The sequence below is a fragment of the Saccharothrix sp. BKS2 genome, assembly GCF_047689505.1.
Taxonomy (GTDB): domain Bacteria; phylum Actinomycetota; class Actinomycetes; order Mycobacteriales; family Pseudonocardiaceae; genus Actinosynnema; species Actinosynnema lopnurensis.
Genome location: NZ_JAUQOL010000002.1, coordinates 375,817 through 388,283 on the forward strand (window position 1 = coordinate 375,817; position 12,467 = coordinate 388,283).

Here is a 12,467-nt window from a genome sequence, read left to right on the forward strand (position 1 = left end):
CGCCCCCGACCCCCGAGCCCGGCCGCGCCGGTCACGCGCTCAGCGACCGCTGCCAGGTGCGGTGCGGGTGCAGGTCCAGCGGCCGGAGCGGGACGTCGGGCCGGTGCCGGTGCAGCAGCACCTGCTGGACCAGCTCCGAGGGCACCTCCCCGGTCGCCACCCGCAACCAGAAGACGTGGTCCTCCAGGCCGTCCAGCAGCGGGTCCTCGGTCCACCCGCCGAACGCGTCGACCACCGACCGCCGCACCAGGTAGCCGGAGCCCAGGTAGGGCAGCAGGCGCAGCCTGCGCTCCTCCGGCGGCAGCGCGCCGACCAGGCCCTCCACCGGGTCGCCGACCGGGCAGTGCGCGACGTCCGCGGCCGTCGCGAGCAGCCGCTCCAGCAGGTGGCGCGAGGCGCGCAGGCCCGCGTCCACCACCAGCAGCCACTCGGCGCCGGACCGCTCCAGCAGCCCGTTCCGCGCGACCCCGCGCCCCAGCGGCGTCTCGTGCTGGAGCACGGCGGTGGCGTGCCCGCGCGCGGGCGGGGACGTGCCGTCGACGCAGACCAGCAGCCGCTCGGGCCGCACCGTGCCGCCGAGCAGGTCCAGCAGCAGCTCGTCCGGGTCGGGCTCGCCGGGCCGGTGCACCACCAGCACGTCCACGTCGGCCGTGCCGGAGCGCGTCGACGGGTGCTCGTGCCAGCCGCGGCCGGACACCCGCTGCGCGAACGAGGTCCGCTCCACCGCCAGCGCCGCGGCGGTCACCTCCAGGTCCAGCACCTCGCGGCCCAGCGACGGCACCCCGCCGAACCTCGGGTCCCACGACGGCGTGTCCACCGCCAGCGGCGGCTGCGCCGACTCGGCCTGCGGCGTGGGCAGCGCGGGCAGCGGCGCGGGCGTCCCGGGACCGGCCAGCACGGTGGCGGCCAGGTCCACCAGCGCGCGGGCCGAGCCGAGCATGTCGAGCCGGTCGCGGACGAAGTCGTAGCCCGCCAGCCGCAGCTCGCGCTCCCGGTCCGGCCGGGCGGTCAGCGCCGCCGCGACCGCGCCCAGCGAGCGGGCGCGGGCCACCACCAGGTGCTCGCCCGGGACCAGCGGCTCGATGTCGGACGAGGGCTCGGTGACCACCACGCAGCCATTGGTCAGCGCCTCCAGCACCCGCACCCACTCCAGCGCCTTCGACTGCTCGCGGTGCAGGTTGATCAGCACCCGGGAGTCGGCGAGGTGCCGGAACTTCTCCTCACCGGGCAGGAAGTCGACCCGCCGCCCGCCCATCGGCTCGTGCGGCGGGGTCAGCAGCCGCACCCGCAGGTCGTCCAGGTCGGCCGAGAACGAGTTGAGCAGCACCGACCGGCGCCGCTCGGCGGTGCCCAGGTAGGTCACGTCCACGTGCCGCTCGGAGTCGGGGTCGCCGCCCCAGCGGTCCCACAGCGGCGTGTACCCGAGCTGGAAGTGCTCCACCGCGACGCCGCGGCGGCGCAGCTCCGCGATGGAGTCGAGGTTGATGTCCACCGCGCCGGCCAGCGACGGGATCAGGCCCGCGGTGCGCTCGAAGGTCATCGTGCCGGGGTGCTCGACGCAGAACGCGATGGTCCGGGCGCGCAGCGCGGCGGACGGCCGGTCCGCCACCGGCGTCACGTAGAAGTACTCGTGCGGCACGACGAGGTAGACGGTGTCGTCGGCCGGCGCGGGGAACCGGCCGACCGCGGTGCGCGCCCGACCTCCCGCGCGCCGCACGGCGTCCGCGACGACCTCGAACAGCTCCTCCATGAACGCCGAGCCGCCGGCGGCGGACACCAGGCACAGGTCGGGGCTCACGGCTGGCGCCCGCGGCGGCGCACGGCCCGCAGCGGCGCGGTCACCCGCCAGCTCACCGTCGCCCTGGTCGCGGCCAGCTCGCGGGCCAGGTGCGCGGCCCGCGCCTCGGCCGCGGCCACCCGGTCCCGCTCGCCCGCGGGCGTGGTCGGCGCGGGTCCGGCGGTCTCCACGCCGCCCGTGCCGGCCAGCGCGAGCTCGGCGTCCAGCAGCCGCAGCCGCAGCCGGTCGCGTTCCGCGCGGGTCCGGGTCAGCTCGGCGCGCAGCGCCTCCCGGTCCTGGTGCGCGCCGGCCAGCTCGGCGCTCAGCGCCTCGTCCCGGTCCTCGCGGTCCGAGCCCGTCCGGAGCCGGTCGCCCAGCTCCGAGACCTGCTCGGCGAGCCGGTCGCGGTCGGCCATCAGCCCGCGCGTCGTCTCGTCGGCCTCGCGCAGCTGCTCGAGCAGCCTCTCCCGCTCGGAGACGAAGACCACGCGCTCGGCCCGCAGCCTGGTCAGCTCGGCGCGCACGGGGCCGGGCAGGTCGGTCAGGTCCTCGTCGGTCATGCCACGTCCCCCTGTTCGGCGATGGTGCTGAGCACCTCGGAGTACTCGTCGGCGTAGCCGGTCGGGTCGAGCCAGCCGCGCAGCCGGTCGAACGCGCCGGCGGCGACCTCGGCGCGCCGGGCCGCGGGCGTCTCCACGGCCCGCAGCAGCGCCACGGTCAGCGCGTCCACGTCGTTCGGCTCGAACAGCCAGCCGGTGACCCCGTCGTCGATCATCTCGCGCGCGCCGAACACGTCGCTGGCCACGACCGGCAGGCCGCAGCACACGGCCTCCAGGATCGACCGGGGCAGCGACTCGACGTCCGAGCTGTTGACGAACAGGTCGGCGGCGTGGAACCACGGGGTCGGGTCGCGCTGGATCGGCACGAGCCGCACGGAGCCGTCCAGCCCGTGGCGCTCGACCAGCGCGTCCAGCGCCAGGCCGTAGGGCGTCGGGTGCTGGCCGACGACCGCCAGCCGCAGGTCCGGGAACATCGGCCGGATCCGCTCCACCGCGGAGATCAGCGCGGCCTGGCCCTTGCGCGGCTCGACCACGCCCACGTTGAGCAGCAGCAGCGCGTCGTCCGGCACGCCCAGCGCCCGGCGCGCCTCGGCGCGCCTGCGCTCGCTGATCCGGCCGCCGAACCGGACCATCGGCGTGCCGTAGCGGATCGTGCGGCACCGCTGGGGCTCGGAGTAGCGGGCGAACATCTCCTTGGTGGCGTCGGCGACGAACAGCAGCCGGTCCACCTCGCCCAGGCTGTGCTCCCAGCGCCGCTTCACCGCGGGCGCCAGGCCGGCGGGGCCCCAGTTGAGGAAGGAGAAGTCCGCCAGCTCGAAGCTCTCGTGCACCACCCAGGCGGTCGGCAGCCCGGCCCGCTTGGCCGCGTCGGCCGCGCTGAACGCGCCCAGCGTGTTGACCAGCGCGACGCCCGCGCCGGACGCGGCGGCCAGCAGCGCCAGCTCCGACACGTGGCCCTCGTAGGCGGCCAGGTCGCCGGTCCGGTAGTGCGAGGTCAGGTGCACCGGGATGCCCAGCGCGGCGCAGTCCTCGCGCAGCGGGCCGTCGATCGGGGTCACCACGGTGGCGGCCCAGTCGTGCTTCTTGACCAGGCCGGTCAGCAGCTCCTGGAGCCACAGCTGGCCGCCGCCGATGGCGAGGCTGTGCGTGAACACCAGGACGTGCCGGGGGTCGGTGCGCGGGGTGACGCGCGCCAGCAGGTCGGTGCTCTGCCGCTCCAGCAGCTCGGCGAGCAGGTCGTCGGACGCGTCGCCGGCCGGGTTGCGCACGGTCGCGAACCGGGTCGGCGTGTACGCCTCGCCCACGCCCTCCGTGACCATCCGCACCCGGACCGACACCCGCCGCTCGCCGCCGGGCGGCACCGCCACCGGCACGCGCGCCTCGAACCCGCTGATGCCCGCCTCGGTGAACTCGGGGAACGCCGCGGCGACGTCCGGCCGCGGCAGCCGCGTGCGCGCCCGCACCGCCGGGCTGCCCTCCACGAACACCTCGACCAGGCTCGGCACCTGGCTGTTCAGCATCGCCCAGCCGCTGACCAGCACCAGGTCGCCGCTCACGGTCGAGTCGGCGGCCGGGCCGTCCAGGTCGGCCAGCAGCAGCGGCTGCCCGCCGTCGGGCGAGCCGACCACGACCACCTCGGCCGCCAGCGGCTCACCGCCCGGCCCGTGCACGCTGATCGGGTGCGCCCCGTTCGGCAGCGCCTCGACGGCGGCCGCGGCCCAGCCCAGCGCACCGCGCGGCGCGCCGGGGAACCCGACCTCGCGCACGGCCGCGGGCCGGCCCGCCAGGTGCACCACCAGGTCGGAGACCGACCCCACGCCCGACACCCAGCCGCGCACCTCGAACCGGTGCCCCACCGGCCCGTCCGGCAGCTCGACGTACCCGATCACCGTTCCCCCTCAACACCCGGCGACGGTTTCGCCCAACCGCGTCCGCCACGCCGCTCTCAAGTAGTCCTGCTCGCGCCGCAGCCCGGCCCCGGCCGAGGCGCCGCTGATCCGCGTCGCCTGGAAGCGCGCCTCGCGCTCGGCCGCCTCCTCGACGAAGTTCGGCGCGTGGCCGAGCAGCACGCCCAGCCACCCCGCGAGGTCGCGGACCGTCGTGCACTCGCCCGCGCCGCGCCACCCGGCGCCCGCCAGCTGGTCGGCGGTCAGCAGCACGCCGCGCTGCTCCACCTCGGCCACGGTCACGCCCGCGACCTGCCACTCCAGGTCGATCGCGCGCAGACCGCCCGCGGTGACCACGAGGTTGTGCGGCACCAGGTCCCAGATCGCCGGGCCCAGCGCGTCCGCCTCGGCGCGCAGCAGGTCCCGCCAGCCGCACAGCGCGTCCTCGACCCGCCACGGCTCGTCCAGCACGGTCGACAGCAGCGGCCTGCCCTCGTGCACCGGCTCGGCGTAGGCGCGCACCGAGACCAGGTCGTCGCCCTGCGGCAGCAGCGGGGTGCGCCGCACCTCGCCGTCGACCACCTCGGCCCTGGTGCACCAGCGCGCCGCGCGCTCGGTGTTGAAGTACACCGCGAGGCGCCGCTCGGGCCACAGCGGCGGTGCCGCGCCGTCGTCACCGGGGCCGTCGTCGCGGGCGGCCACGACCAGGAAGCTGTTCCAGACCTGGTCGCCCAGGCCGGCCGCGACGAACTCGCGCCACACCGCGGCCTCGTCCACCGGGCGCGGCTCGTCGTGGCCCCAGTCCGGGCTGGGGAACCTCGGGATGCCGCACGCCAGCTCCGGGTGCGCGCGCACCAGCCCGTCGTCCAGGACCGCGCGGGTGATCTTGTAGTCCGGGAAGCAGCCGAGCGTGCGCGCCACCCGGTACCCGGACCGGGCCAGCAGGTCCTCCAGCGGCTTGCGGGCGAACGTGCGCGCCGGCGCGCCGCCCGGGTAGCCCTGCACGCCGTCCCAGCGCTTGCCGCTGTGGTCCTCGTGGCCGCCCGCCAGGTACTTCACGCCCAGCTGGTTCTCGATCGCGAGCACCAGCGCACCACCGGGTCGAAGCCTGCGCCGGGCCGACCGCAGGAACTCCTCGTACGGCGCGTCCGACCGGTCGCCCGCGCCGACGTACTCCAGCACCCCGACGACGAGGACCAGGTCGTAGGCGGGCTCGTCGGGCACGTCGTCGACCAGCCCGACGAACACCCGCACACCCGGCAGGTCCGCGGTGCGCCCGGCCGCCACCTCCGCGCGGGCCGGCACGGGCTCCACGGCGTCGACCGCGGCGACCCGCTCGCCCAGGTACCGGGTGATCGCGCCGCACCCGGCCCCGACCTCCAGCACCACCGCGTCGGCGGGCAGGTCGAGGGCGCGCAGCACGTTCGCGCGCCCCCGGTCGAGGTGGTACCGCTCGGCCCAGGTGCGGCCGGCGTAGTGCAGCTCGTCGCTCAGCGACCCGAGATCGGCGGCCTCGTCGACGATCGCCGCGACCATCTCCTCCCCGCCGTCCAGGTACGAGACGGCGGGGGGACCACCGAGCACCGGGCAGCGCCCCTCGGGGTGCAGCCCGCGCAGCGGAGTGGCGGGTGAGGTGGTCACTGGACCGCGGGGAACTGCTTCAACACCGCCTTGACCTGGTCCTGGAAGCTGCCGCTGAGCGCCGCCTCCTGCACCAGGGGGGTCTGCGTGATGTCGACGAGCACGACGTTGCTGCCCGACAGGTACATGCCCCGGTAGCGGCCCACCTCGGGCGTGACGCGCTTGTCGAACACCAGCGACGCGGGCATCCCGGGCAGCGGGTCCTTGATGTTGATGAAGCTCTCGGCGCGCTGCGCGAGCGCCAGCTGCTCGGCCAGCTCCGAGGCGGCCGTCTCGTCCTCGGCCGGGATCACCAGCACCGAGAACTTCTCCGCGCCCTTGCCGTCGGCCACCGGGCTCTTGGTCGCGCCGCGCCAGGCCACGTTCTCGACCCGGGCCTGCACCAGCACCTCGGCCTCGTCCGCGGACAGGACCTCGTCGGTGGGCAGGTCCTGCGGGGTGAGCACGCCGCCGTCGACGTCCTTCTTGGCGTTGAGCTCCGGGATCTGCGCCAGCAGGATCTCGTTCGGGTCGGTCGGCGTCGGCGACGTGGTCGTCTGCGCGCTGGTCGTCGTGTCACCGCCGCCCTGCGTGTCGCCGCTGCCCCGGGTGAAGAACCACACACCGCCCGCGATGGCGGCCAGCAGCACCACCACGCCGGCGATGACGGCGATCTTCTTGCCCTTGGAACCGGAGGAGGAGTCGTCGAACACCTCCGGCCCCTGCGCGATCCACGACGGCTGGTCCATCGGGCGGTAGGGGTCGTTCGGGCCGCCCCACGGCGGGGTCGCGCCCATCTGCGGCTGGTTGGCCTGCCACCCCACCGGCGGCTGCTCCATGCCGGGCGGCGGCGTCACGGGGCGCACGTACTGGGTGCGCTCGGAGTCCTTGCCGGACTGGCTGACGACCTGGGTGGCGTCGGCCTTGTTGGCGCCGCTGACGACCTGGGTCGCGTCCGGGGAGGCGGCGGCGCCCTGCTGGGGCTGCTGCGGTTGCTGCTGTTGCTGCTGGGCGTCCCAGCGGAACGGCTGGCCGAACGGGGTCTGCGGCTGGTTCTGGGGTGCCGCGGGCGTGGCGCTCGCGAGCAGCTCATCCCTGCGACGGCGGTAGTCTTCAGCCGAGATCCGGCCTTCGGCCAAGGCGCTGTCCAACTGCCGAAGATCGTCTTGCCAGGACATCGTGGGCCCCTCCAGTGCTGCTCAGGCAAAGGTCATTGTGACGTACGCGAGAGCGCTCCCCGCGTGCGCCTCCGGTCGTGCGGTCCCCTTGATCAGCCGCCGAGGACCGTGGTGATCCGGTAGAGCCGCCCACCGGACGCGACGAGGACCACGCCGTCCTCGGTGCCGGGCCCGGCGACCGCCCGCCAGCCGGCCCGACCCGTCCCGTTGACGACCTGGAGGACGTCGCGGCGGGGCAGGCCGACCGCGCCGCCCCCCACCACCGTCCCACCCCGGTCGGTGATCAGGACGCAGTCCGGCGTCCGGCCGCCGACCATCGCCCAGCCGTTGACCTCGGTGCCGCCGGTCACCGCGCCGGACTCGACGGCGCCGGAGGTCTGCTGGTCCTGGCCCGGCGGGGGCAGTTCGGCCGCGTTCGCCAGGTCGATCCGGGAACCGAGTTCCGGGCCGCCGCAGCCGAGGGTGAAGTCGTCGGTGAACGGGTAGACGCCCATCGCCCGCAGCACCGGTGTGAACTGCGGGTAGGCGAAGTTCTTCAGGATCACGGAGTCGGCCTGGAGGCGCATCGCGACCGCCAGCACCGGTTGGAGCGGGTACTTGTTGCGCGTGGTGACCGCCCACGTCGCGCCGATCGCGTAGGTGGCGACGGCCGCGGTGAGCACGGCCGCCACGACGCGGGTGGCGGACTGGGCGTGCGCCCGCGCCGCCAGCAGGACCACGAGCGCGGCCAGCGCGAGCAGGGCGATGCCCGCGTACCGGGGGGCCAGGCCCTCCGCCGCGCCGTACCGGCCGCGGCCGAGGCCGATCATCGTGGCGGCGAGGACCATGTGCGCCGCCAGGCCGTGCCAGCCGGCCGACGCGCGCCCCCGGTCGTCGCGCACCGGTTCCAGCGCGGGCACGGTGAGCATGGGGTCGCCCGACGCGGTTCCCTGGTCCAGGCGTTCCCGGTCGAGGCGCTCCAAGCCGGGACGCTCCCGGTCGGGACGCTCCAGGCCCGGACGCTCCGGACCCGGGTACTCGCGGCCCGGCTGCTCCCGGTCCAGGCGCTCCCGCACCGCGACCGCGAGCAGCACCGCGAGCAGCCCCGCCGTCAGCGTCCCGCCCGCCAGCGCGAAGTCCGCCGACGCCGCCGCCCACACCTGGCCGAGCGTGGTCAGCGCGGCGCTGAGGTAGGTGTCGGGCCCCGAGATGAACGGACCCGGGTACCCCGGACCCCGACCGGCCAGGTACCAGACCACCAGCACGACCGCGCCCAGCGGCACGGGCAGCACCACGCGCCACAGCCGGTCCCGGCGCAACCAGGCGACCAGCGCCAGCGCCGCCCACACCGGGAAGCCCGCGCCGTGCCCCAGGCAGGCGATCGCACCCAGCGCCGCGGCGGGCAGCGTGCGCCCCCGGTGCGCGAGCGCGATCGCGACCACGGCCGGCGTGAGGCCGAGCAGCCAGTGCGCGCCGCTCATGCCGATGCCGAAGTACTCGGTGGCGGCGGAGGAGAAGGTGAGGGCCGACAGCGCGGCGACGACGGCGGCGCGCTTGGTACCCGTGAGGGCGGGCGGCAACATGCTCACCAGGCAGCCGAAGATCGCCAGCGCCATGAGCACGCTGAACAGGCTCAGCGGCCAGTTCTGGCCGTCGAACAGCTTCGCGTCGAGCCAGAAGAGCAGCGAGACCAGGACCGCCGGGTGGTCGTTGTGCAGCACGAACAGCTCGGCGGGCCGCAGCTCGCCGGTCGGGGTGGTGACGCGGCCCAGCAGCAGCCAGAAGTCGCCGTAGTTCAACCTGGGGGAGCGGAACGCCTCCACCACGGCGAGCACGAACGGGACGGCGGCCAGCAGGTGGAGCGACAGCGGGGCGGCGCGTCCGCGGCGGCGCGGGGGCCGCTCGGCCCGTCGTTCGGCCAAGACCTCTACTGCCACCTGTTCACCATCACCATTCCGTGCCGAACCTCCGTGCGGGGTTATGAGAACGCACAAAGGTACCCGGCACGGTGAAGACGACCGGATCGTTACCCGGTCACCGGGTTCCGTGATGGCGCGCACGCAACGTCACATGTGGTGACGTACCGTGCCCGCGTGGTTTCCGCAGCACTGCTCCAATGGCAGTCGAGCCGCAAGGCGAAGCTCGACAACCTGCTCAAAGCCCACCTGGCCGTCGGCGGCTCGAAAGCCGGCCGCCGCTGGGCCACCGAAGAACTGAACCACGCGATCATCCTGAGACTCGCCAGCGAGTTCCAGGGTTACTGCCGCGACCTGCACGACGAGGCGATCCAGTTCGTGGTGCACTCCACCGCTTCCGCCGACCCGGAGGTGCGCCGGGTGCTCACGTTCTCGTTCCTCGCCGCCCGCAGGCTGGACCGGGGCAACGCCGAACCCGGTGCGCTGGGCAACGACTTCAGCCTCTTCAACGTGGACCTGTGGCCGAACCTGCACGCGCACTACCCGACGAAGTCCTCTGAATGGCGCCGCAGGCTCGAAATGCTGAACAAGGCCCGCAACGGCATCGCGCACGACGACAAGAAGAAGATCGCCGACGTGGTCGCGGCCGATTGGCCCCTGACGCTCCCGTCCGTCAAGCGGTGGCGCAGTGGCCTGGACGGCCTGGCCAGGGGCATGGACCATGTGGTCAACGAAAGCTTGCGACAACTGCTGAACAAGGCACCGTGGTGAGAGGAGGGCACGTGAAGAAGATGCCCAAGCTCGGCGAAAGGGTCCGCGTCCCCTTCGGCGGCAGCATGCACGAGGGCGAGGTGGTGCGCACCTCCGACTTCGGCATCGGTCCGCTCGTGTTCGTGGCCGTGGAGATCGAGGGCGCCGACGAACCCCTCCAGGGCATGTACGAACTGGAGTACGTCGAACCCGTCCCCGCCGCCTGAACCACCGGGCGGGTACTGCCGCGGCACCCGCCCGGCCTGCGAAAACGCGATGAACCCCCACCCCGGGGCACCTAGGATGTGAGAGCGCTCCCCCACACGGCGCGGTGTGGGCGTCAGCTGCCCACCCCCCGAGGAGCCCCCGCATGTCCCACGGTCCCCTCGACCACCGCTACCGCGGCGAGCACCCCGTCCGCACCCTCCTCTACCTCTACCGCGAGGACCGGACCCGCCTCGCCCTCGGCGCCGCCGCCTTCTTCGTCAAGCACAGCCCCACCTGGCTGACCCCCGTCGTCACCGCCCACGTCGTCGACGTCGTGGTGGAGCACCGGCCGCTGGTCGGCGTGTGGGTCGGCGCGGGCGTGCTGCTGCTCATGCTGGCCCTCAACTACCCGTTCGCCATCCTCTACACCCGCTGGTGGTACGGCAGCGCCCGCCGCACGGGGATGCGGATGCGGTCGGCGCTCAGCCGCCGGATGCAGCAGCTCTCCATCGGCTACCACGCGCGGGTCAGCGCGGGGGTGCTCCAGACGAAGGTCATCCGGGACGTGGAGAGCATCGAGACCTCCACCCAGCAGGTCGGTGACCAGGGGCTCTCGGCCCTGGCCACGCTCAGCGGCGCGCTGGTCGTGATCGCGGTCGGCGCGCCCGCGTTCCTGCCGGTCTTCCTGCTCGTGGTGCCCGCCGCCTCGGTGCTGGTGATGTGGCTGCGCGGCCGGCTGCGCGCGTACAACGAGTCGTTCCGCCAGGAGGTCGAGCGGCTGTCCTCCCGGGTCGGCGAGATGACCACGCTCATCCCGATCACCCGCGCGCACGGCCTGGAGGACACCGCCCTCACCCGCATGGACGGCACGCTGCGCCGGGTCTTCCACGCGGGCATGAGGCTGGACGGCCTGAACGTCCGCTTCGGCGCCCTGGCCTGGATCCTGCTCAACGCCCTGGGCGTCGGCTGCCTCGCGGGCGCGGCGCTGGCCGCCTACCACGGCCGGCTCGGGGTGACGCCCGGTGACGTGGTCATGCTCAGCGCCTACTTCGCCTCGCTGACCGGCGCGGTCACCACCCTGATGAGCCTCACCCCGCTGATCAGCAAGGGCCTGGAGTCCGTGCGGTCGCTCGGGGAGGTGCTGGAGGCGCCCGACGTCGAGCACAACGAGGGCAAGGCGCAGGTCCGCGAGGTCGCGGGCGGCATCCGGTTCGAGGGGGTCCGCTTCGCCTACCCCGACGCGACGCGCGACTCCGTCGACGACTTCACCCTGGACGTGCGGCCCGGCGAGGTGATCGCCCTGGTCGGCGCGTCCGGCGCGGGCAAGTCGACGGCGCTGAACCTGGTCATCGGCTTCCTCCGGCCGACCGGGGGCCGGATCCTGCTCGACGGCGTGGACCTGGAGGAGCTGGACCTGCGCAGCTACCGCCGGTTCGTGTCGGTGGTGCCGCAGGAGTCGGTCCTGTTCGAGGGCACGATCCGGGACAACGTCACCTACGGCCTGGAGGACGTGCCCGACGAGGTCCTGCGCCGCGCCCTGGCCGACGCCAACGCGCTGGAGTTCATCGACCGGCTGCCGGACGGCCTGGACACCGTGGTCGGCGAGCGCGGCGCCCGCCTGTCGGGCGGGCAGAAGCAGCGGCTGGCCATCGCGCGGGCCCTCGTCCGCGACCCACGGGTGCTCGTGCTGGACGAGGCGACGTCGGCGCTGGACAACCGGTCCGAGGGGCTGGTGCGGCAGGCGCTGGCCCGGCTGGTGCGCGGGCGGACGGTGTTCGTCGTGGCGCACCGGCTGTCCACGATCCGCAACGCCGACCGCATCGTGGTGATGGACGACGGGCGGATCGCGGAGGTCGGCTCCCACGACGAACTGCTCCGCACGGGCGGGCTCTACGCGGCCCAGGCCCGGTCCGCGTAGGCCCGGGGTGGGCCGGTCCGCTCCGGGACCGGCCCACCCCGGGGGTCAGCCCTTCTTCGTGAGCAGCGTGGGTCCGACGATCTTGCGGGCGATGCGGCGCCACCGGTTGCGCGACGTGGTGGCCGCCGCGGTCGCCGGCTTCGCGGCGGTGACGGCGGACGCAGAGGCGGCGGGGGCGGGGTGCACGGCGGGCGTGACGGGCGCGGCGACCACGGTGGGTGCGGCCGACACGTCGACCGCGGGCTGCGCGGGAGCGGACGCGGGCGGCGGCGCGACCACGGTGGGTGCGGGCACGGTGGGTGCGGGCACGTGCGGCGCGACCACGGTGGGTGCGGGCACGAGCGGCGCGGGGACGGCCGGCGCGACCACGGTGGGCGCGGGGGTCGCGACGGGGGCGGGGACGCCGAAGCCCGCGGGAGCACCCGGGGCGACGGCCGGCGCGGGCCGCTCGGGCGCGGTCGGCAGCAGGCCGGACATCCCCTGACCGATCGGCGGCGCGGAGATCCGCTGGAGCTTGGTGGTGACCGCCGCCACGGGCGTGAGGTCCCTCGCGGTCATCGGTTCGGCGGTCGGCCACGCGGGCTCGCCGACGGGGACGGGCTGGATGCGCATCGTGGGGGTGTCGTTGCTTCGCTGGGGCTGGGTGGGCACCTGGCTGGACGTCACGGCCCGATCT

At 74.8% G+C, this 12,467-nt stretch carries 10 protein-coding genes; 3 read left to right on the forward strand and 7 right to left on the reverse strand.

The features are described from left to right. Positions 1 to 31 precede the first annotated feature (31 nt). The 6 genes from Q5530_RS04365 to Q5530_RS04390 all read right to left on the reverse strand — a co-directional run bounded on the left by Q5530_RS04365 (position 32) and on the right by Q5530_RS04390 (position 8,937). The gene (locus Q5530_RS04365; RefSeq protein WP_415360857.1) at positions 32 to 1,798 is read right to left on the reverse strand and encodes a glycosyltransferase; all 1,767 of its coding nucleotides are present in this window, start codon (positions 1,796 to 1,798) and stop codon (positions 32 to 34) included. Beyond that, complete coding sequence (locus Q5530_RS04370) at positions 1,795 to 2,337, reverse strand: hypothetical protein (protein WP_415360859.1); 543 nt, start codon at positions 2,335 to 2,337, stop codon at positions 1,795 to 1,797. The genes Q5530_RS04365 and Q5530_RS04370 overlap by 4 nt, the downstream gene beginning before the upstream one ends. Then, positions 2,334 to 4,226 carry a glycosyltransferase family 4 protein gene (locus tag Q5530_RS04375; RefSeq protein ID WP_415360861.1) on the reverse strand — a complete coding sequence of 631 codons (1,893 nt, stop codon included), beginning with the start codon at positions 4,224 to 4,226 and terminating at the stop codon, positions 2,334 to 2,336. Before Q5530_RS04375 ends, Q5530_RS04370 begins: the two co-directional genes overlap by 4 nt. A 9-nt stretch (positions 4,227 to 4,235) precedes the next feature. After that, positions 4,236 to 5,864 (reverse strand): class I SAM-dependent methyltransferase, encoded by a 1,629-nt coding sequence (locus Q5530_RS04380; protein ID WP_415360863.1) that lies wholly within the window; start codon positions 5,862 to 5,864, stop codon positions 4,236 to 4,238. Continuing rightward, a complete protein-coding gene (locus tag Q5530_RS04385; protein WP_415360864.1) occupies positions 5,861 to 7,021 on the reverse strand; it encodes a hypothetical protein in 1,161 nt (386 codons plus the stop codon). The genes Q5530_RS04380 and Q5530_RS04385 overlap by 4 nt, the downstream gene beginning before the upstream one ends. Positions 7,022 to 7,113: 92 nt before the next feature. Beyond that, positions 7,114 to 8,937: a hypothetical protein gene (locus Q5530_RS04390; protein ID WP_415360865.1), complete on the reverse strand. Its 1,824-nt coding sequence runs from the start codon at positions 8,935 to 8,937 to the stop codon at positions 7,114 to 7,116. A 156-nt stretch (positions 8,938 to 9,093) separates the two neighbouring features. On the opposite strand from Q5530_RS04390, the gene Q5530_RS04395 reads away from it, so the two are divergent. From Q5530_RS04395 to Q5530_RS04405, 3 genes are all read left to right on the forward strand, one after another. Continuing rightward, entirely contained in the window at positions 9,094 to 9,687 is a 594-nt protein-coding gene (locus Q5530_RS04395) for a hypothetical protein (RefSeq protein WP_380632701.1), read from the forward strand. Positions 9,688 to 9,698: 11 nt separating this feature from the next. Next, a complete protein-coding gene (locus Q5530_RS04400) occupies positions 9,699 to 9,893 on the forward strand; it encodes a hypothetical protein (RefSeq protein ID WP_415360867.1) in 195 nt (64 codons plus the stop codon). A gap of 143 nt (positions 9,894 to 10,036) precedes the next feature. Next, positions 10,037 to 11,791 carry an ABC transporter ATP-binding protein gene (locus Q5530_RS04405; protein WP_415360868.1) on the forward strand — a complete coding sequence of 585 codons (1,755 nt, stop codon included), beginning with the start codon at positions 10,037 to 10,039 and terminating at the stop codon, positions 11,789 to 11,791. A 45-nt stretch (positions 11,792 to 11,836) separates the two neighbouring features. Here the strand turns inward: Q5530_RS04405 and Q5530_RS04410 are convergent, their stop codons facing one another. Further along, positions 11,837 to 12,457, reverse strand: coding sequence for a hypothetical protein (locus Q5530_RS04410; protein WP_415360869.1), 621 nt, complete (start codon positions 12,455 to 12,457; stop codon positions 11,837 to 11,839). Between the last annotated feature and the right edge of the window lie 10 nt (positions 12,458 to 12,467).